The organism is Ruania alkalisoli (assembly GCF_014960965.1).
GTDB classification, from domain to species: domain Bacteria; phylum Actinomycetota; class Actinomycetes; order Actinomycetales; family Beutenbergiaceae; genus Ruania; species Ruania alkalisoli.
In genome coordinates, this window is the sequence record NZ_CP063169.1 from 739,713 (window position 1) to 759,066 (window position 19,354).

Annotated in this window: 19 protein-coding genes, 1 tRNA gene and 1 other RNA gene; 15 read left to right on the top strand and 6 right to left on the bottom strand. The window is 67.8% G+C overall.

The genetic code is table 11. From position 1 onward, the window contains the following. Positions 1–4 precede the first annotated feature (4 nt). The 6 genes from IM660_RS03025 (at position 5) to IM660_RS03050 (ending at position 5,811) form a co-directional block, all read left to right on the top strand. Positions 5–1,204, top strand: coding sequence for a hypothetical protein (locus tag IM660_RS03025; protein WP_193497956.1), 1,200 nt, complete (start codon positions 5–7; stop codon positions 1,202–1,204). Next, positions 1,201–1,854 carry a hypothetical protein gene (locus tag IM660_RS03030; protein WP_193497957.1) on the top strand — a complete coding sequence of 218 codons (654 nt, stop codon included), beginning with the start codon at positions 1,201–1,203 and terminating at the stop codon, positions 1,852–1,854. The genes IM660_RS03025 and IM660_RS03030 overlap by 4 nt, the downstream gene beginning before the upstream one ends. Then, on the top strand, positions 1,851–2,471 hold the full coding sequence (locus IM660_RS03035) for a protein TPRXL (protein ID WP_193497958.1): 621 nt from the start codon (positions 1,851–1,853) through the stop codon (positions 2,469–2,471). The genes IM660_RS03030 and IM660_RS03035 overlap by 4 nt, the downstream gene beginning before the upstream one ends. A gap of 32 nt (positions 2,472–2,503) precedes the next feature. Next, the gene (locus IM660_RS03040; protein ID WP_193497959.1) at positions 2,504–3,214 is read left to right on the top strand and encodes a hypothetical protein; all 711 of its coding nucleotides are present in this window, start codon (positions 2,504–2,506) and stop codon (positions 3,212–3,214) included. Beyond that, positions 3,211–5,007: a periplasmic substrate-binding domain-containing protein gene (locus tag IM660_RS03045; protein WP_193497960.1), complete on the top strand. Its 1,797-nt coding sequence runs from the start codon at positions 3,211–3,213 to the stop codon at positions 5,005–5,007. Before IM660_RS03040 ends, IM660_RS03045 begins: the two co-directional genes overlap by 4 nt. A 117-nt stretch (positions 5,008–5,124) precedes the next feature. Next, positions 5,125–5,811, top strand: coding sequence for a TetR/AcrR family transcriptional regulator (locus IM660_RS03050; RefSeq protein WP_193497961.1), 687 nt, complete (start codon positions 5,125–5,127; stop codon positions 5,809–5,811). Positions 5,812–5,853: 42 nt separating this feature from the next. Here IM660_RS03050 and IM660_RS03055 read toward each other — a convergent pair whose 3' ends face one another. From IM660_RS03055 to IM660_RS03070, 4 genes are all read right to left on the bottom strand, one after another. Next, a complete protein-coding gene (locus IM660_RS03055; RefSeq protein WP_193497962.1) occupies positions 5,854–6,183 on the bottom strand; it encodes a DUF4190 domain-containing protein in 330 nt (109 codons plus the stop codon). A gap of 2 nt (positions 6,184–6,185) precedes the next feature. Next, on the bottom strand, positions 6,186–6,800 hold the full coding sequence (locus IM660_RS03060) for a LytR C-terminal domain-containing protein (RefSeq protein ID WP_193497963.1): 615 nt from the start codon (positions 6,798–6,800) through the stop codon (positions 6,186–6,188). Between the two features lie 80 nt (positions 6,801–6,880). Further along, positions 6,881–7,174, bottom strand: coding sequence for a type II toxin-antitoxin system VapB family antitoxin (locus IM660_RS03065; protein ID WP_193497964.1), 294 nt, complete (start codon positions 7,172–7,174; stop codon positions 6,881–6,883). A gap of 531 nt (positions 7,175–7,705) precedes the next feature. Further along, a tRNA-Ser gene (locus IM660_RS03070) sits at positions 7,706–7,793 on the bottom strand. Positions 7,794–7,936: 143 nt separating this feature from the next. Here IM660_RS03070 and ffs point away from each other — a divergent pair. From ffs to IM660_RS03105, 7 genes are all read left to right on the top strand, one after another. Continuing rightward, positions 7,937–8,033, top strand: an RNA gene (ffs, locus tag IM660_RS03075) — signal recognition particle sRNA small type. Positions 8,034–8,265: 232 nt separating this feature from the next. Beyond that, entirely contained in the window at positions 8,266–10,857 is a 2,592-nt protein-coding gene (locus tag IM660_RS03080) for a DNA polymerase III subunit gamma and tau (protein WP_193497965.1), read from the top strand. After that, positions 10,854–11,459: a recombination mediator RecR gene (recR, locus tag IM660_RS03085; protein ID WP_193497966.1), complete on the top strand. Its 606-nt coding sequence runs from the start codon at positions 10,854–10,856 to the stop codon at positions 11,457–11,459. Before IM660_RS03080 ends, recR begins: the two co-directional genes overlap by 4 nt. Then, complete coding sequence (locus IM660_RS03090; RefSeq protein ID WP_193497967.1) at positions 11,452–12,030, top strand: DUF5063 domain-containing protein; 579 nt, start codon at positions 11,452–11,454, stop codon at positions 12,028–12,030. Before recR ends, IM660_RS03090 begins: the two co-directional genes overlap by 8 nt. 57 nt (positions 12,031–12,087) lie before the next feature. Then, the gene (locus tag IM660_RS03095) at positions 12,088–12,903 is read left to right on the top strand and encodes a TSUP family transporter (RefSeq protein ID WP_193499192.1); all 816 of its coding nucleotides are present in this window, start codon (positions 12,088–12,090) and stop codon (positions 12,901–12,903) included. A gap of 142 nt (positions 12,904–13,045) precedes the next feature. Further along, positions 13,046–14,314 (top strand): aspartate kinase, encoded by a 1,269-nt coding sequence (locus IM660_RS03100; protein ID WP_193497968.1) that lies wholly within the window; start codon positions 13,046–13,048, stop codon positions 14,312–14,314. Between the two features lies 1 nt (position 14,315). Beyond that, positions 14,316–15,365: an aspartate-semialdehyde dehydrogenase gene (locus IM660_RS03105; RefSeq protein WP_193497969.1), complete on the top strand. Its 1,050-nt coding sequence runs from the start codon at positions 14,316–14,318 to the stop codon at positions 15,363–15,365. A gap of 179 nt (positions 15,366–15,544) precedes the next feature. Here IM660_RS03105 and IM660_RS03110 read toward each other — a convergent pair whose 3' ends face one another. Further along, on the bottom strand, positions 15,545–16,174 hold the full coding sequence (locus IM660_RS03110) for a TetR/AcrR family transcriptional regulator (RefSeq protein ID WP_193497970.1): 630 nt from the start codon (positions 16,172–16,174) through the stop codon (positions 15,545–15,547). A gap of 63 nt (positions 16,175–16,237) precedes the next feature. Here IM660_RS03110 and IM660_RS03115 point away from each other — a divergent pair, with 63 nt between their 5' ends. Beyond that, complete coding sequence (locus IM660_RS03115; protein WP_193497971.1) at positions 16,238–17,284, top strand: ABC transporter ATP-binding protein; 1,047 nt, start codon at positions 16,238–16,240, stop codon at positions 17,282–17,284. Continuing rightward, positions 17,277–18,083 (top strand): ABC transporter permease, encoded by an 807-nt coding sequence (locus IM660_RS03120; RefSeq protein ID WP_193497972.1) that lies wholly within the window; start codon positions 17,277–17,279, stop codon positions 18,081–18,083. The genes IM660_RS03115 and IM660_RS03120 overlap by 8 nt, the downstream gene beginning before the upstream one ends. 17 nt (positions 18,084–18,100) lie before the next feature. On the opposite strand, the gene IM660_RS03125 is transcribed toward IM660_RS03120, so the two are convergent. Beyond that, the gene (locus IM660_RS03125) at positions 18,101–19,327 is read right to left on the bottom strand and encodes an ROK family transcriptional regulator (protein ID WP_193497973.1); all 1,227 of its coding nucleotides are present in this window, start codon (positions 19,325–19,327) and stop codon (positions 18,101–18,103) included. Positions 19,328–19,354 lie beyond the last annotated feature (27 nt).

Below are 19,354 nucleotides of genomic sequence, written 5' to 3' on the forward strand. Positions count from 1 at the left end.
ATTCATGCCACTGTCGCCGCGCTACCGGACGATTCAGCATGTCGAGGGCAGCCCGCAGGAGATCATTTCGCGGGGGACCGACATCGAGACGCTCGGGGGCCAGATGCGCGAGAGCGCCGGCGTTCTGGAGAGCATCAAGAATCGGGCCACCGATCAGCAGGGGAAGGCGGTCGATGCGCTGCGCGAGTCGATCGGCGATTCGTATTCGGTGCTGTATGAGGCTGCTGACCTGTATGAACCCGTCGGGCCGGTGATCCGCGGGTACGGCGAGGCGTTGGAGTCGATCAAGCCGAAGATCGACGGGCACGCTGACACGTGCGAGACGTTGTGGAGCACGTTCTACAACCTGCCACCGGTCGGGTCGATGCGGATCCCGCGTGGCGCGGGCGGCTGGGGACAGCCGGACGAGGGGAGCCCGGAGGCCGAGCAACAGGCAGACGAGGACGCCGCCAAGCAGGAGGCCTACGAGAACTGGGAAGCCGAGGCGATCGCGTTCGACAACGACTACGACACGTGGGAAGAGGCCTACGACGACGCTGTCCAGGGCATCGGCGAGGAGATGGCCGACTCGATCAAGGACAGCTTCTGGGACAACTGGGGCGACTTCATCAAGGGCTTCCTCAGCTGGGCTTCGTTGATCCTCGGGATCGCCGCCCTCATCATTGGCGGCCCGATCCTCGCGGCCCTGGCTCTCGTTGCGGGTCTGGCCTACCTTGCCGTCACGATCTACGAGTACTCCGAGGGCGATGCCACCGGGTGGGACATAGCCTTGGCGGCACTCGGTGTCCTACCGGTCGGCAAACTGGCGAACCTGACCAAGGGGCTGCATTTCAACAAGGCAGCCTTCCAGGCGATGGGCAAGGGAATGCTCGGCAACTTCGGGAAGCTGAGCGGACCGGCTTTCAGGATCGCCGACGACTCTCTGATCGGGCTATGGCGAAGTGGTGGTGCCAGGGCGGGGATCACGAAGCTCCTCACCGGCGGTAAGGGGTTTGACGACGTCTGGGCCTCCCACCGCGCCTTCTATCAAGTCGACGACGCCGCCCGATACATGAACTCGGTGCGTAACCTCGCCGGGATCGACTTCGGTCTGAGCACGGTAGGGAACCTGCTCGGGCACTACGGTCGGGGTGCTTCGGTCACGCAGCTGACGCCGCTTCCTGACCTTCCGAAGACTCCAGGCTGGGTGGGTGTTGGCCTGTGACGGCGTTGCAGCAGGGATCCACGTGGTTCCTGGACGTCGTCGATGACCTGCAGATTCCGGGCTGGTTCTACGTTCCGGGGAACATGAGCAGTTCCGAGCAGCGGGAGTGGCTCGCCGCCTGTCTCGAGGCGCTCCCCACAGCTATTGGCACGCGGGGCTACGACGGGAACGAGATCGGCCCTGACGACGTGCTCCCCAGTCTGCGTGAGGCGCTTGAGATTCGTTCGACGTCGCCCTCGCACGGCATCTTCCAGGTCTGGCCCACGCGAGGGCCGGGGTCAGTGTTCTGCCATGTCACGATCCTCGACACCGCTGTGGCTCCCCGCTGGTCGGAGCTGGATGCCGTGTGCCACTCGATTGATGCTCCGCACATCGGTCCAGGGCTGCAGTGCTCGATCGAGGGGGTGGTCGAGCGTGACGGCACCCGGATGGATACGGCCTCGGTACACCTGGTGTTCGACGATGGCGAGACCACGCTGATGCTCAGCATCAACGAGTCGTTCGCACCACTGGTCGCGTACGCACTGCCTGGTCTGGTCGCGCTGATGGAATCGGTGAGGATGGTGGACGCCGGCGGCAGGCAATTCCGTTCGATCGCTCCGTCAGGTCTGCTGGAGGAAGCGCCGTGGAACGTGGAGGATGATCAATGAGCGTGCCGAGTCTGCGCGACGAGCTCGGGGTCCGTCCCGATCCCGAGTTCGAGATGAACCTTCCTGCAGGCTGGAGCCGGCAGGAGCCGGACGAGGAAACGCAAGCGCGGATGCTTGCCGCGGTCAAGCGCCGTCTGATGGAAAGTCACCGGCCAGACCTGTTCGCCCAGATGAAGACCGCGCTCGACCAGGCGTTCGAGGACATGCGAAAGAACGGCGTCTTCGCCTTCTTCTCTGCCACTGACCCCGGGCCTGACACCCTGTTCGTCCCTTCATCATTGAACGCCTCGATCCTGCGAGCCGAGCCGGAGCGATCTCTCGACGACGTGGCTCGCACCTTGTTCAGCAGCCACGGGGCGACGCCGCTGTTCGGTGACAAGCGGACTCTGCGGGCGGAGAAGGAGAAGAACACCCGGATGGGGACCGACACCGTCATCAATCACTCCGTGGTGTACCTGACACCGATCCCGGGATCGAAGCGTCGTCGGGCCCTCCAACTCGTGGCAGGATTCGCACGCAAGCCCGAGATGGCGCCGGACGATCCGTGGGTCGATTCGATGCGGCTCCTGTTCGACTCCTGCGTCTCGTCACTGCGTTGGCGGCCACCAACGCAGTGACGGCGAGTTCTCGGCCAACGACGAGGAGCAGTGTGAGGAAGCCGAAGACGACAGTGGAGGAGTGGGCCCGGACGGAGCCTTTCGTCGAACCGATCCGGTGGGGAGAAATCGAGGATGCCGTCCTCAGCCGGCGCCTGCCTCCTCGAGCGAACGAGTCGCTACGCGGGCTGCGCTTGGTCATCAAGGCCGTTGTCTTCGTTCTCGCCCTCGCTATCTACGGTGCCGGTGCCATCGGCCTCGCGGCTGTGCTGCTCGCCTCGGCTGAGGGAGCGAGCGAGGCAGACCCCTGGCACCGGGTGGCGCTCATCGCACTTCTGGTCGCCGTTGCGACGATGGCAGCGACAATGGCGGCCTGGCTCGGTGATGGGCGTCGACGCGGACCCTGGGATCTGATCGTCGCGGCGGTGACCGGAGTTGGTGCGTGCGGAGCAGGCGTTGTGATCTTCACCAGGTGGAGCGAGCCCGGGGTGGCGGGCGTGCTCGCAGCGATTGCCGGTGCGCTCGGCGTGGGCGGGTTGGTGGCTCTCTTGATGGCGTCCACGGGTCGTAACGACGGGCGTCGCCGCTGGAGTATCGATCCGGTCAAGGACCGTCGCTACCTCGAGGCACGACGGGCGGTCCTGCAGATCCTGATCGACCGTGGCTACGCCGGGGGACTCAGCCGCGGGCAGCTCCAGCAGCTGGAGACGGCGCCGTTCGGATCGTGGCACGAGTTCGATCACGGACCGGGCGATCGCGGATGATCAGGGCGCACCGAAGCGCGCGTCTGATCCTGGCTCTGATCGGTAGCGCTGTGTTGATCGCGGCCTGCTCCGGACCGACCCTGCCCAATAGCGTCATCGTCGGCACGACGGCGACGGTGGGGTGGCCCGGTCAGTTCCTCAGCGCCAACGCCGCAACTGTCGACGCGACGTCAGGCGATCTGGACGTGGCGGCGATGACCCGGTCCCGCTTCGCCGAACTCATCGACGGCGTGCCGGCGATCGATGAGAGTTTCGGAACTGTCGAGATCACCGACCCCGAGGGCTTCACCGTCCGATACGACCTCGCCGAGCCCGACTGGTCCGACGGGATCCCGGTGGACGCAGCAGACCTGCTGCTTGCGTGGGCTGCAGGTTCCAACGCATTGCTTCCCGACGACGTCGACCCGGCCGACCTCGACGACGGGGATGAGGGGGATGACGCGGGGGCCAGCGCGAACGTCCCGTGGTTCGACTCCGTGCCCACGGGGCTGAGCGAGACGCAGGATGTTCCTGCCTATGACGAGTTCGAGCGGGCCATCGAGGTCACCTATCCCGACCCTGTGGTGGATTGGCAGACCGCGCTGGACGTCGCCGTTCCCGCTCACGTGGTCGGGGCGCTCGCGTTCGGTCTGACCGACCCGATGGAGGCGAAGCAGGCCGTCATCGACGCGATCGTCGAGGCAGACACCAGCCGGCTCGCGACGATCTCGCGCGTCTGGAACGACGGTTTCACTCTCGGCGACGGCGATGGCAGCTCCATCCCGGAGGAACTGCTGCTCTCGAGTGGGCCGTACCGGGTGGAGGTGGTCGATCAGGCGCGCCTCGATGCGCAGCATGTCACGCTCGTGGTCAACACCCGGTACACGGGCACATCCACGCCCGAGTACGAGCGGATCGAGCTGACACCGGTGCCGACCTCGGACCCCCTGACCTACGTCGGGGAGACGCTCGACGTCGTCCAGGTGCCCCCCACCGCACCGAACCGTGAGACCACCCGCGAGATGGAGCGGCTCGACTACACCGTGGCCACCAGCCACACCGGCGAGCTCTGGGCGCTGGTACTGCGCAGCGACCGCGGAGAGTTCTCTTGGCAGAGTGCCAGGGAGGCATTCGTCGGTGCCGTGCCCGTGCGAGATGTCGCTGAAGCGGGTGCCGGGCCCTGGGCTGGACTACACGAGATCACCGACGTCGTGCTCTTTCCGCCGGGCACCGACGGCCACCAGATCGTCGGTGAGGATCTGGACCCGGAATCGCGCTTCGAGCACTCCGAGGAGGACGCGATCGCGGAGCGTGAAGCCGCCGGGATCGAGTCCGGCACGCGCATCTGCGTGCTGTACGACGCTGGTGAACGGTATGCGGTCGATGCCTTCCACGAGCTTCGCAGCAGCGTCGAACCCACGGGTTGGGACGTGCGCGACTGTGGCAGCGATAACCTCGAGCCGAGCCTTCATGATGACGGATGGGACGCCGTCCTGACTCGTATCCCCATACCTGAGACTACGGACGGGATCAGCGCGCAGTGGGGGAGCGACGGCCCAGCGAACCTCAGCGGCACCGCCGACGAGGAACGGGATGCTCTGATCGACCAACTCGCTCACACGGCCGATCACTACGAAGCCCGCGACATTCGAGTACAGATCGAGGCCTCCATCATCGACGAATCGATCGTCGTGCCATTGACCATGGACATCGCCGTCACCGTCTCGGATCGCGACATCGAGGTTCCTGGGCCACGCGGTGGCGCGAGAGCAGCCCTCATGTCAGGGGTCGTGGAGTGGCATCTCGCCGATTGATGCGCTGTTGTTCTGCGGCAGCCCCATCCGCGGATTACTGTGGTTGTTCACAGGTTGTTCAGTCGGTGCCCGGGCAGGTGCGCCGGTTGGGCGGCCATATAGCAGGGGAGTATTCACGTGGAAGAACAAGTTGAGACGGAGCCTCGGGACCGGGCAGCGACGACCCGTGCCCGCATCCTCCAAGCGGCGCTCGACGTCTTTGCCGAGGAAGGTTTCGATGCGGGTCTGCGCGCCATCGCCGCCCGCGCCGGCGTGACGGCCGGACTCATCACGCATTACTTCGGGTCCAAGACGCAGTTACGCATCGAGTGTGACGACTTCATCATCGAGCGTGTGGTCCAGGGACTCCCGGACCTGTTCGACATCGGCAAGATGGACGTGCAGTTCACCACCGATGCCGGTGCCGTGATGCGGAGCATGCGGTACAGCATGCGCGGATTGTCTGAGGGAGGCCCGCTCGCGGACCGGATCCTGGCGGTGACGATCGAGCACGTCTTGCAGACGATCACGGCAGGAGTGGAGAAGGGGCTCGTCGAACCCAGTGAAGACGAAGCCGAGCGTGCGCGCGTGGTGGTGCGCTACAGCGTCGGCGCAGCGATGCTGGACTTCGCACTGGACCCTCCTAAGAGCCCCGACGAGGTCCGGGATGGACTGGCACACTACTGGCGCAACGTCGTCCGGCCGATGATCCGGGTGACCGGCGGCCGTCACTTCGTCAGCTCCCCCAATCATGGGGGGTTGCTCGGCCGCTCAGCTTTCGAGGCCCCGAGGGCTCAGCACGGAAACCAGCCTGAGCTGGCGTGATGTCGTGAAGGCGACTGCCCGTGCGCAGCCGGAGCCGATGCGTTAGGCCCCGGTCAGCCAGATCGCTGCCAAGATCAGGGACCATCCGGCCGTGGCGACGCTGCTGATCACCAGCCCGGCGGTCGCCACGCCGATGCCCCCGACGTTCGTGCGGCGGATGCTCCGCAGCGCGAGCATGCCGCAGATGATCCCTGCCACGGCCGGCGCGTAGAAGAGTACGCCGAGGCAACCCAGCAGCAGCGCCGCGATTGCCAGACCGGACGTCCCGGGCGGTGAGGCCGAGTAGCCGGGGCCGGCGAACGTGCGCGCTGGATCCGGCATCGGCAGCGTGTAGGAGTTCACGAACGGCGACTGCTCGCGACCGGTCGCCATGGTCAATCCTCAGCTGAGGCGGACTCGTCGGTAGGCTCCGCCGTCGATAGGGGCGTGCACCCTTGGGGTGCAGGGATCTCGAGTTCGGGATCGATGTCGATCTCGTCCGCCGAGCGCAGCGTCTCGAATGTTGCGCCGAGCACGATGTCGACCGTCTGGTCGGAGCGGTCGTCGACGTCGATCACGGCGCCCGGGAAGAGTACGGCCGTGGTGAAGGCCGCCGCCAGACCATCCTGGCCGCTGATGATGCGGGCTGTGCCCGCGAACGGCGAGGACGCGTTCGCCGTCCTGCTGACGGCGATGCCACGCTCGCCGAGCTCCCCCGAGGTCCGCGCTGCAAGCCCTGACTCGCTGGTGCCGTTGAGCACGTTGGCCGAGATCTCGCCCAGCGGGACGTAGGTGGCGTCGGCGGGCGGGCACGGACCGGCGTCAGCGGTCTCCGTCGGTTCCGGGGAGCTGATCGCCACGTTGAACGGTGACGGAAGTACACCCACCCATACGGCACCTGCACCCAGGCCGATCAGAAGCATCGCGAGGATGAGCGTGCCGAAGATGACCGTCTGGCGCTGCTGCAGGTGGCGCCGTCTGGCAGCTCGAGCCTTGGCTGGGGTGGTCACGGTTACGAACTTAACGCACAATCGGCCGCCGTCGGTCGAGGCGGCGGCTGGTCAGTGCTGGTCACTGCTGGTCAGTGCTCTCACAGCTCGAGGACTCGTGCGTGGAGCACATTGCGCTGCTGCAACGCCGTCCGGAGGGCACGGTGGAGCCCGTCTTCGAGGTAGAGGACACCGCGCCATTGCACGACGTGGGCGAAGAGATCGCCGTAGAAGGTGGAGTCCTCGGCCAGCAGGCTGTGGAGATCGAGGGTCGCCTTGGTGGTGACCAGTTCGTCCAGGTGGACCTGCCGTGGCGGGATCGTGGCCCAATCCTTGGGTGAATGATGGCCATGGTCCGGGTAGGGACGGTCGTCGCCGACGGACTTGAAGATCACATCGACGATCCTAGGTGAGGAGATGGTGCGAGGCCTCCACCTTGGGTTGGATCTCATTGACCGGCGACTGGACCGTTTGGCTGACGCTGGGACTCCGTTCGAATCCGTTTCCAGCGTTCGAATCCACGTGTGAGCGGCCGAAGGTGGATTCGAACGCCGGACCTGGATTCGAATGATCGGCTGGCGGAGGATGGGGGAGCCGGCCTTCCTCGCTCCGCTGCGGAGGCCTCCCGAATCCGCAGCGCTCGATAGACGCCAGAAGCCCCGACCGAAAAGCGTGGTCGGGGCTTCTGGCATCTGGCGGAGGATGGGGGAGCCGTCGTCGCTCGTCCCTCGCTCCTCCTCCCGAATCCCGCAGCGTCCAGTACGTCTCAGAGCCCCCAGCCGAAAAGCGTGGCTGGGGGCTCTGAGCCGTGGCGGAGGATGGGGGAGCCGGCCTTCCTCGCTCCGCTGCGGAGGCCTCCCGAATCCGCAGCGCTCGATAGACGCCAGAAGCCCCGACCGAAAAGCGTGGTCGGGGCTTCTGACATCTGGCGGAGGATGGGGGATTCGAACCCCCGAGGGCTTGCACCCAACACGCTTTCCAAGCGTGCGCCATAGGCCACTAGGCGAATCCTCCAAGGCGACCTCCAGGGTAGCGGGTCGGCAGCGGCAAGACGAACTCACGTGGTGTGACGGATGACACCGGGGTCGCAGTGACCGGACGACGGCGCACCCTCCGCATCCGTTGTCCGGCACCGGCGCACGGGCGGTACAGTGGAACCAGACCCCTCGTGCGGCGTCATCTCACTGAACTCCCCCAGGGCCGGAAGGCAGCAAGGGCAGGTGGGCTCTGGCGGGTGTGCGGGGGGTCCTTTACACGTCCGACGGCAATGGTGCTTCCCGGCCCGTGCCTTCGCCCGAGCTTCTACCCCTTGTGGTGTTGATCTGACGTGCCGCGTGAGTCGGATCAACACCACAAGGTGCTCCGGGGCGCCGCCGCTCCTGATGCATCCGCAGATCGGTGGGATCCGGGCACCAGGACCCCGATCAGGGCCCACCTGCCGGATCGGCTGGACGCGATGTCGGTACTGCGGCCTATTGTGAGTCGGGTGAGCACTGCGTTGTACCGCCGATACCGGCCCGAGACGTTCGCTGACGTGATCGGTCAAGAACACGTCACCGAACCGCTGATGGCTGCGCTGGGCTCGGGCCGGATCAACCACGCCTACCTGTTCTCCGGTCCCCGCGGCTGCGGGAAGACCACGTCGGCGCGGATCCTGGCGCGATGCCTGAACTGCGCCGAGGGCCCGACGGCGACGCCGTGCGGTCGCTGTGACAGCTGCCTGGAACTCGCCCGTGGCGGATCGGGGTCGCTGGACGTGGTGGAGATGGACGCCGCCTCCCACGGTGGTGTCGACGACGCCCGCGAACTGCGGGAACGGGCGGCGTTCGCGCCCGCCCGGGACCGGTTCAAGGTGTTCATCATCGACGAGGCGCACATGGTGACCCCGCAGGGGTTCAACGCGCTGCTGAAGCTGGTGGAGGAACCGCCACCACACGTGAAGTTCGTCTTCGCCACCACCGAGCCCGAGAAGGTCATTGGGACCATCCGCTCGCGCACTCACCACTACCCCTTCCGGCTGGTTCCCCCGGACCGGCTCACTGACTACCTGCAGAGCCTGGCCACAGCCGAGCACGTACAGATCGACTCCGGCGTGCTCCCGCTGGTGGTGCGCGCCGGTGGTGGATCGGTACGCGACTCCCTCTCGGTGCTCGATCAGCTGATCGCCGGCGCGTCCGAGGGAGTGGTCGGGTACGAACGAGCCGTCGCGCTGCTGGGCTTCACACACGGCACCCTTCTCGACGACACGATCGACGCCCTGGCCGCGCGCGACGGCGGGAGTCTGTTCCGCGTGGTCGACCGTGTCATCGGATCCGGGCACGCGCCACGCCGCTTCGTGGAAGACCTGCTCGAGCGGCTCCGTGACCTCATCGTGGTCCGCGCCGCAGGCGAGCACGCCGGCTCAGTGCTGCGGGCGGTGCCCCAGGACCAGCTCAACCGGATGGAGGCTCAGGCCGGCCACTTCGGTGCGCACGCGCTCTCCCGTAGCGCGGACCTGGTCAACGAGGCGCTCACGGAGATGACGGGCGCCACCTCTCCACAACTGCAGTTGGAGCTGCTCTGCGCACGGTTGCTGCTCCCGGCCGCCGACGACGGAGTCGAGGGTTTCGGGGCCAGGCTCGACCGGGTGGAGGGTGCCCTCGCCGCAGGAACGCCTGTGCCCGCTGCCGTCCGTATGGCACCTGTCCAGCAAGCACCCCGGGCCGAGCCTGCGTCCGAACCCGCTGTGCGCCAGCCCGTGGACGAGCCTGCGCCTGCACCCCGGCAACCCTCACCTGAGCAGACCCAGGTGCCGGAACCCACCCAGAGGCAGGAGCAGGACTTCGCGCCCGCGCCGAGCGAGGGAACAGCGCCGCCGGTACCCCAGCCGGTTGAGGAACCCGCGCCGCCGGCGGCCCGCGACGAACGGCCCACTGGGATCGCCGAGTCGACTCCCGATCTCGCTCGTCCGGCCCCCGAGGTACCTGCTCCGGAGGCTGCACCATCGGTGCCCTCGGCGGCGCCGACGGTCCCGACGGCGAGTACGCCGGTCGAGGCCAGCGCACCCACCTCCGCAGCCGAGACGACGGGGATGACGGCCGACCAGGTCCGGCGCCGATGGCCCGAGGTCCTCGAGACGCTCGCCCGCCTCAAGCGCATCACGTGGGCGCTGATCTCCCAGGACGCACAGGTCGTCGACCTGACTGCGACCACATTGACGCTCGGCTTCTCCACTCCTGGACTCGCCTCCACCTTCCGCAATGGACCGCACGCCGACTTCGTCGCGCGGTCCTTGCAGGAGACGCTCGGTCTCGGGGTGCGAATCGACTCGGTGGTGGCCGACGGGTCGGCCCCTCCTGCTCGCGGCTCTGCCCCTGCGGCGTCCGCATCGGCTGCCCCACCTGTCTCGAGCGACTGGGGTTCACCCGCACCCTCGCCCGGGGGGAATCCGCCAGCGCAGCCGACGACCGGCCCATCCTCCAGCCAGCAGGCAGCCCAGAATCCGCCTTCGCCCGCAGCGCCCCCGTGGGACGTCCCGGAACAACGGGACCGCGAATCCCACTCCGGCCCGCGCTCGTCCTCCGAGGACGGCGACACCTCCGATGCGGAGGCTGACCCAGCCGCCCCCAGCGTCACGGCTCGAGAGGTGCCCGGCCAGGATGCTGCGCTATCGACGGCCCCGGCCCCGGCCCCGGCCCCGGCCCCGGCGCCCGCCGACGACTGGCCCGATCTGCCGCCGGCACCCGCAGACTGGGATCAGGAACCCCCGCCAGACGGAGATCCGCCGGCGCCCGATCCCGGTCCATCGCTGGACGGGGAACGTTCCACCGGCACGCCGGAGGGGATGACCTCGGCCCGCGATCAGGCGTTCGCCGCAGCGCGGCAGGCGAGGACCGCACCCGCGCCAGGAGTGACGCAGTCGGGTGAGGCAGCTCCCCGAACGCAAGCTCCGTCGTCGGCGTTCGAAGACGACTCCCCGAGCCCCGACGATCCGGATATTGAATCCACCGGACTGATCGGTGCGCCGCTCGTCGCACGCCTGCTCGGCGGTACTGTCATCGACGAGATCGTCGACCACCCGGACGGGAGTGACCAGTGAGCGCATACGACGGCGTGGTCCAGGAGCTGATCGACGAGCTCGGCCAGCTCCCCGGCGTCGGCCCCAAGAGTGCTCAACGCATCGCCTTCCACATCCTGTCTGCCGATACCGAACGCGTGCATCGGCTCGCCACCGCACTGACCGAGGTGAAGGCCCGGGTACGGTTCTGCGAGATCTGCGGCAACGTCTCCGAAGAGGACCAATGTCGCATCTGCCGCGACCCGCGCCGCGACAGCGCCCTGCTCTGTGTGGTGGAGGAAGCCAAGGACGTCGTCGCGATCGAACGCACCCGCGAGTTCCGCGGCCGTTATCACGTGCTCGGAGGTGCCATCAACCCCATCGACGGCGTCGGACCGGATGACCTGCGCATTCGTGAACTGATGACCCGCCTCGCCGACGGGGAGGTCACCGAGGTCATCATCGCCACGGACCCCAATGTCGAGGGTGAGGCCACGGCCACCTACCTGACCCGCATGTTGCGCCCGATGGGAATCGTCGTGTCCAGGCTCGCCTCTGGGTTGCCTGTGGGTGGAGACTTGGAATACGCCGACGAGATCACCCTCGGGCGGGCGTTCGAAGGGCGAAGGAGCATCGATGTCTGAATCGCTGGAGCTGGACTCCGACCTGCAGGCACTCGGCGGCGCCACCGCAGCGGTCGCCGAACGCTACGTGGAGACCATTCGCCAGGTCGCTTCCGGAGCGAGTCCGGAAGCAGCGATCCCGCTGCTGCTGCTAGCTGTCTCCGACCTCACCGCCGCCGGTGCCCGCCTCGGCGCAATCGTCGACGTGGTCCCTGCGGCCCGGTTCGAACCCGACGACGGCCCCGACCCGGACGTCGAGCCGCTGAGGCACTCCCTGGTGAACTTGCTCGACGGCGTCGATGAGTACCACGAGGTATCGGACCCGCTGGTCAGCCGCGATGTCACCGACGGCAGTCTCAGCAACGACCTCACCGACATTGCCCAGGCGCTGCTCGTCGGTCTCAACCACCAGCGCGCAGGGAACCTCTCCGAGGCGCTGTGGTGGTGGCAGTTCTCCTACCTCTCCGACTGGGGTGAGCGTGCCGCCAGCGCCGGCCGGGTACTCCTCGGGCTCATCGCCCACCTCCGACTCGATGTCGACCCCGACGTCGCCGGCGAGGCGGAGTTCGAGGCGTTGCACGCCGACGACTGACGCCGGCTCCACTCGTGGGCCGGGCCGTGGTACTACTTCCTGGTGACCGACCTCGCCATGCTGGCTGATGCGACTCTCACCCTCCCCGGATCGGCCGGCCTGGAGATCACCGTCTGGGTGCTGACGCTGCTCGTGTTTGCCGGGCTCGCGGCCGGTTTCGTCGACGCTGTCGTCGGCGGCGGTGGGCTGATCCAACTCCCCGCGCTGCTGCTGGTGCCGGGTATCAGCCCGGTGCAGGCGCTCGCGACCAACAAGGTCGGCTCGATCATGGGAACCTCGACGAGCTCGATCACCTACTACCGGCGTGTCCACCCGGATATGCGTACCGCTGCGCCGATGGCGATCGCGGCGCTGCTCGCGGCCGTCGGCGGAGCGGCACTGGCCGCCAACATCCCAGCTGAGGCGTTCAAGCCCATCATCATCGTGGTGCTGATCGCCGTCGCCGTGTACACGGTGGCCAGACCCCAGGTCGGGGTCTCCACGGAACTGAGGTGGACCGGCAACCACCATTACGGCATGGCGATGCTCGTCGGAGCTGCCATCGGCGCCTACGACGGGCTGCTCGGTCCCGGGACCGGCAGCTTCCTGGTGATCAGCCTGGTCAGTGTGCTCGGCTACGCCTTCCTACCGGCGACGGCGCTTGCGAAGATCGTGAACTTCGCCACGAATCTCGGGGCGCTCGCTTTCTTCGTCCCGCACGGTGCGGTGCTGTGGGGGATCGGCCTCGCCATCGGCTCGGCGAACATGCTGGGTGCGTACATCGGCGCCCGCACCGCAGTGGCACGAGGAAGCCGATTTATCCGGATCGCGTTCGTGGTCGTGGTGGCCGTGCTGATCGTCAAACTCGGGTGGGATGTCGCGCACGGGCGATGACCGCCGTCGGGGCCCTCATCGCTCTCCCGGATAGGCCGGGTGAGGTATCGAGATCCGGACGACCCCAGGTCCAGCACCCGGGACGCGGGTACCATGAACCGTTTGATATTGGCCTTTCGATCCCAACCCCCCGGAGCGCCCAGTGGCACTCATCGTCCAGAAGTTCGGTGGTTCATCCGTCGCGGATGCCGAGAGCATCAAGCGCGTCGCGAGACGGATCGTCGAGACGAAGCAGGCAGGGAACGACGTGGCCGTCGTCGTCTCCGCCATGGGAGACACGACCGACGAGCTGCTCGACCTGGCTTCACAGATCACGTCCACTCCGCCGTCGCGCGAGATGGACATCCTGCTCACCGCCGGTGAGCGGATCTCGATGGCACTCCTCGCGATGGCGATCCACGAGCTGGGCGTCGACGCGCAGGCTTTCACCGGTCAGCAGGCCGGGATGATCACCGACACCGCCTACGGCAACGCCCGCATCGTCGATGTCAGCCCCAACCGCATCCAGGAGACGCTCACCGCCGGAGGTGTGGCCATCGTGGCCGGCTTCCAGGGCGTCACCGAACACACCAACGACGTCACGACGCTCGGCCGCGGCGGGTCGGACACGACTGCCGTGGCGCTCGCCGCCGCTCTGAACGCCGCCGTCTGCGAGATCTTCACCGACGTGGACGGCCTGTTCACCGCCGACCCGCGCATCGTTCCCACGGCGCGCCGGATCGACCGGATCAGCATGGAGGAGACGCTCGAGATGGCCGCGCACGGTGCGAAGATCCTGCACCTGCGCGCGGTGGAGTACGCCCGCCGCTACGGTGTGCCGATCCACGTCCGCTCCTCGTTCTCCCAGCACAACGGGACGCTCGTCACCGACCAGGAAGAAGAAGGATCCATGGAACAACCGCTCATCTCCGGCGTCGCGCACGATCGCTCGCAGGCGAAGATCACGGTGCTCGGGGTGCCTGATGTTCTCGGGAGCGCCGCCCAGTTGTTCGAGGCTGTCGCCGCTGCCGGCGTGAACATCGACATGATCGTCCAGAACGTCTCCGCTCACCACTCCGGCGTCACGGACATCTCCTTCACGCTCCCGCACGAGCAGGGTGAGGCGGCGCGCGCCGCGTTGCAGGCCCTGGCTGCCGAGTACGGCTACCAGGAGGTCCAGTACGACGAGGGCGTGGGCAAGCTCTCTCTGGTCGGCGCCGGGATGCGCTCGCACCCGGGTGTCTCCGCCCAGCTCTTCGGTGCGCTGCGTGACGCCGGGATCAACATCGAGATGATCTCCACCTCGGAGATCCGCATCTCGGTGGTGACCCGCAGCGAGGACCTGGACGAGGCCGTGCGTGCCGTGCACAGCGCGTTCGGACTGGATGCCGACAAGGTCGAAGCCGTGGTCTACGGCGGGACGGGGCGCTGAGATGGGTGTGAACGTTGCCGTCGTCGGCGCCACCGGGCAGGTCGGAGCGGTCATGCGCCGCCTGCTCGACGAACGCGACTTCCCGCTCGACTCGCTCCGGTTCTTCGCCTCCGCCCGCTCGGCAGGTACCACTCTGGAGTGGCGCGGTCGGCAGATCGAGGTCGAGGACACCGCCACCGCTGACCTGAGTGGGATCGACATCGCCCTGTTCTCGGCGGGCGGGTCCACCTCCAAGGCGCAGGCTCCGCGCTTCGCCGAGGCGGGCGCCGTCGTCGTGGACAACTCCTCCGCATGGCGGATGGATCCGGACGTGCCGCTGGTGGTCTCGGAGGTGAACCCGGAGGCGATCGACCAGGCGCGCAAGGGCATCATCGCCAACCCGAACTGCACCACCATGGCCGCCATGCCGGCCCTGAAGGTGCTGCACGAGGCGGCCGGGCTGCAGCGGTTGATCGTCTCCACCTATCAGGCGGTCTCCGGCAGCGGCCTCGCCGGGGTGGACGAGCTCGACAGTCAGGTGCGCGGGACCGTGGACCAGCACATCGCCGGGCTCACCCATGACGGCTCCGCCGTGAAGTTTCCCGACCCGGTCAAGTACATCGCCCCGATCGCCTACAACGTGGTCGCCCTCGCCGGCAGCCTCGTCGACGACGGGTCGGGCGAGACCGACGAGGATCAGAAGCTGCGCAACGAGTCCCGCAAGATCCTCGGCCTGCCCGAGCTGCTGGTCTCCGGCACCTGCGTGCGGGTGCCGGTGTTCACCGGTCACTCCCTCTCGGTCAATGCCGAGTTCGAGCGTCCGCTGAGCCCCCAGCAGGCCGAGAAGCTGCTCGCCGAGGCGCCCGGTGTGCGCCTGGCGGACGTCCCGACGCCGTTGCTCGCTGCGGGTCAGGACCCCACCTTCGTCGGTCGTCTCCGGCAGGACCCGGGGGTTCCGGACGGGCGCGGACTGGCGCTGTTCATCGCGGGGGACAACCTGCGCAAGGGTGCAGCGTTGAACGCCATCCAGGTGGCCGAGCTGGTGGCTGCCAAGCAGACCGCTTCCGCCTGAGCGCACGCGAAGCTGCCCGCATCGCTGTGGGAAGAACGCTCGCCGATCGAGTCGCTGACAGCGGCCCGATCGGCGAGCGTTCTGCGCTGCGCTCCTTCAGCCGGTGAGAGCTCCCGATTCGATCCAGCCCTCGAGCCGTCTCGGTTCGTCGGGCTCGAGGGCGCGGTGCCGCTGCGGTCTCACGTGTTCGATTCCTTCTCGGTCACGGATCGCGCCGGATCGAGCAAGCGGCGCATTCCGACGTTGAATAGCTCGGGGTCGGGCGCGACGTCGCCGGCGAGCTGGATCAGGCCGGCGCCTTGATCCAGCGCGGCCAGTAGCTTGCCGACATCCGAGACAGCAAGCGTCTCGTGCTCGGCGCGAGCCTTCTGGGCGATCGCGTTGTAGTAGTCGAGGACTGCCACGAGGCGCTGATGCAACTGTGGCGCGATCGTCTCGTCTCGGGCTGCGCTGGCGATGAACTCCAGCGTAGCCAGCGCGAACCCCTGTGTTGCCGCTGGCGGGTAGCCCTCTCGCTCCGCTACGTCGTGCCCAGTAGAGGCAGGGTTGGTCGTCTGCTCGAACGGATCTGTCCGGTCGGCTTCCGCAAGCTCGAGATTCCGATCCATGACGGCAAGGAACAAGGCGGACTTCCCGTCGAAGTTCGAGTACACGGCGCCCTTGGAGAAGCCGGCTTCGCGCGCGATCCGATCCAGGCTCGCGGCGTGATAACCATCCTCGGCGAACACGCTGCGCGCCGCGAAGATCAGCGCCTCGCGCGTCTGTTGCTGTCGATCCCGGCGGGAGAGAGGGTCCGGAAGCTCACTCATGCCTCCAGAGTAGAGCGATTCGAGTCGCTTGACGTACTGCCAGTATCCGGATACCGTCAGTATATGCATACCGACGGTATCCGAACTGACGCGAGTGCCGATGTTCTCCGCATCACTGGCCTGACCCGGCGCTATGGACGCGTCGTCGCCAACGACGACATCTCACTCCGCGTCCGTGCCGGGGAAGTCGTGGGGCTGTTGGGTCACAACGGGGCGGGAAAGACCACGCTGGTTTCCCAGGTTGTCGGTCTGCTGAAGCCCGACGCCGGCGAGATCCGGGTGGGAAGCGCCGACGCCGTGCGCAATCCGGGCTCAGCACGTCGGCACGTGGCCCTTCAGCCGCAGGCGCACGCGCCCATCGACGGACTCACCCCACGCGCGGCGATCGAGATCGCCGCGCGCCTGCGCGGGCTCTCATCGCGCGATGCCCGTGCGGTTGCCGTCGATCTGGCCGCGGAACTCGATATCGGCCCCTGGCTGGACCAGCGCGCCCTGCCCGAGGGTGGTGGCCTCTCGGGTGGGATCCGGCGGTTGACGGGTTTCGCTATGGCTGTGGCAGCACCCACGCCGCTGCTCATCCTGGATGAGCCCACCAATGACATCGACGCGTCCCGACGCCGCTTGCTCTGGGACGCCGTGCGCCGCCGCGGGGATCTGGGGAGCGGAGTCCTGCTCGTCACTCACAACGTGGCCGAGGCCGAGCGGATTGTGGACGAGCTGGTCATTCTCGATCGTGGCCGTCTCGTCGCCGACGGATCACCGGCACGTCTGCGGGGAACCCAGGACAGCGACCTGCGCCTGGAGCTGCAGCTGCCGCCTGAGGGTGTGGACCCATCGGAGGAGGGCCTGGGCCTGCCGGTACTGCGTCGCGTGCGAACCGGACGGCGCACACTGCTGACCGTCGCAGCGAGCGAGGCAGCAGCTGCCGTTTCGTGGGCTACGGCCCACCATGCGGAGGGCCGGATCGAAGGCTTCTCGCTCGCACCGGCGAGGCTCGAGGACGCCTACCTGGCACTCACCGAGCCATCTGTCCCTGTGTCCGACGCGCCCGGCGTGGCCACCACTACCCCCCAGGCCGCCCCAACCAGCGAGGAGGCAAGCCATGTCTGAGTCCACCGCCACGCCAACGGCGTTCCCCGGCCCGCCCGTCGAGCCGATCGCCCCGGTCCAGGTGAGCTTGTGGACCAGCTTTCGTACCCTGATGCGCTGGTCGCTGGCGTCGATCGGTGCGATGCTGCCGCTCATCGTCATCGTCCAGGCCATGCTGGCCGCCGGGGTCGTGATCGGGTTCGGGTTCCTGATCCCCGGCATCACTGCGGATAGTGCCCTCGTCCTGTCCTCCGGTACGCCGACGATTCTGCTGCTGACCATCGGTCTGGTCATCGTTCCGCAGGGTGTCTCCCGCGCCAGGGCTTCGGGTGCGTTGGACTATCAGCGTGCTTTGCCCGTGTCGCGGCCGCTGTTGCTGCTGGTCGACCTCGTGGTGTGGACGCTCATTGCGCTGCCCGGGGTAGCGATCGGCCTCGTCGTCGCGTGGTTGCGCTACGACGTGACCTTCTCCTTCGACTGGCCGTTGCTCATCCTCGCCTCGTTGTTGGTGACGACGATGGCGACCAGTGTGGGATACGCGATCGCTGTGACGTTGCCGGCGATGCTGGCTCAACTCCTCTCGCAGGTGCTGGTGTTCCTCGTCTTGCTGTTCTCGCCGATCACTTTCCCGGCCAGTCAGCTACCGGACTGGTTCCAGGCGGTGCATGCGATCCTGCCTATCCAGCCCGCTGCGGATCTGATGCGGGCAGGGATTGCGTCCGACGTCTTCGCAGCGGACGGCCGAGATCTGCTGGTCCTGGCGCTCTGGACGGCGCTCGGTCTGCTGATCACCACCCGCGCCCTGGTGCGGCGGAAGTGACCTGATTGCCGGTGCGCCTAGGCTCGGCGCTGACGCGTCTGACGTGCCGGCAGCCCGAGCGGGTCGGCGCGCACGAGCGCGACTGCTCGCTGCAGCGCACCCGTGCGTACGACGTCTGCCCCGAGCGTGGAAGCGGTGATCGTGGGGTGCGGCGGATGGGTGTACTCCCGCAGTAGTTCCGTGGCCTGGGCGACGACCGGCTCGGCCGCGGGTGCGATGGCGCCCGCGACGATGATCCGCTCCAGGTCCAGCATCGTCGCTATCACCGCGCACACGCGGGCCAGACGGTCGGCCAGCTGGGCCACGATGTCAGTGGCGAGCGGGTCGCCATTGAGGGCGGCGGCGAACACATGCTCGGCGTCCGGGCCGGCCGTGCCAGCGCGCAGCAGAGCTGAGCCGGGCGGGACGGTCTTGTTCGCCATCGCCTCGTGCGCCATCTCCCGGGCTGCGTAGCCCAGGCCTTCCGGTCCCCCGACACCAGTGACGAGGTCGAGCAGGCGAAGCTCACCCGCGCCTCCGGACCGGCCCCGTAGCAATTTGCCGTCGACGATCAGGCCGGATCCGAACCGCTCACCGGAGAGCAGCACCCCGAAAGACTGCAGGTCTGTGCCTCCGCCGACGGCACCTTCGGCGACTGCGGCGAGGTTGGCGTCGTTCTCGACCTCCACGATGGGTGCCTGCTCGGAGAGTGCGTCGGCGAGCGCGGGATTCATCCGCTCCCAGAACTCGTGGCCGCGGGGAGAGGTGCCGGCAGCGTCGGTGGGTGCAGGGACACCGGCGACGATCGCCAGTACCTCCTCGCGCGCGACCCCGGCGTCCGTCAGCGCCCGGTCGAGTACTGCCAGCACAGTCTCACGGCGCAGCGCCGGATCGGTGTCCGCCTCGCCCAGGCTGGCCTCGGCCGCGCCGCGTGGGGTGCCGCCGAGATCGGCGACCGTCGCGGCGATGCGGTGCCACCCGGCGTCCACACCGACGACGTACCCGGCCTCAGCTGCGAACGCGTAGCGGCGCGCAGGGCGCCCCTTCTGGTAGGTGCCGGCGGATCGGGCGTCCTCGAGTTCGGTGATCCACCCGCGCTGCACCAGTTCGTCGCACATTCCCAGCACGGTCGACCGGGTCAGGCCGGTCGTTGCGATGACGTCACTGGCAGTGAACGGGGCGCCGTCCCAGACGGTCCTCAGCACTGTGGCCGCGTTGCTGCGCCGCAGGTCCTGCGGAGAGGTCACGACGGCGCTCGAGGTCACCCCTTGACTCTAACGGAGATCGCCGCC

Coding starts and splice junctions, on each gene's coding strand:
- IM660_RS03095 (WP_193499192.1), top strand. CDS start 12,088: ATGCTGGCTGATGCGACTCTCACCCTCCCCGGATCGGCCGGCCTGGAG.
- IM660_RS03045 (WP_193497960.1), top strand. CDS start 3,211: ATGATCAGGGCGCACCGAAGCGCGCGTCTGATCCTGGCTCTGATCGGT.
- IM660_RS03115 (WP_193497971.1), top strand. CDS start 16,238: ATGCATACCGACGGTATCCGAACTGACGCGAGTGCCGATGTTCTCCGC.
- IM660_RS03105 (WP_193497969.1), top strand. CDS start 14,316: ATGGGTGTGAACGTTGCCGTCGTCGGCGCCACCGGGCAGGTCGGAGCG.
- IM660_RS03055 (WP_193497962.1), bottom strand. CDS start 6,183: ATGGCGACCGGTCGCGAGCAGTCGCCGTTCGTGAACTCCTACACGCTG.
- IM660_RS03090 (WP_193497967.1), top strand. CDS start 11,452: ATGTCTGAATCGCTGGAGCTGGACTCCGACCTGCAGGCACTCGGCGGC.
- IM660_RS03120 (WP_193497972.1), top strand. CDS start 17,277: ATGTCTGAGTCCACCGCCACGCCAACGGCGTTCCCCGGCCCGCCCGTC.
- IM660_RS03035 (WP_193497958.1), top strand. CDS start 1,851: ATGAGCGTGCCGAGTCTGCGCGACGAGCTCGGGGTCCGTCCCGATCCC.
- IM660_RS03110 (WP_193497970.1), bottom strand. CDS start 16,174: ATGAGTGAGCTTCCGGACCCTCTCTCCCGCCGGGATCGACAGCAACAG.
- IM660_RS03025 (WP_193497956.1), top strand. CDS start 5: ATGCCACTGTCGCCGCGCTACCGGACGATTCAGCATGTCGAGGGCAGC.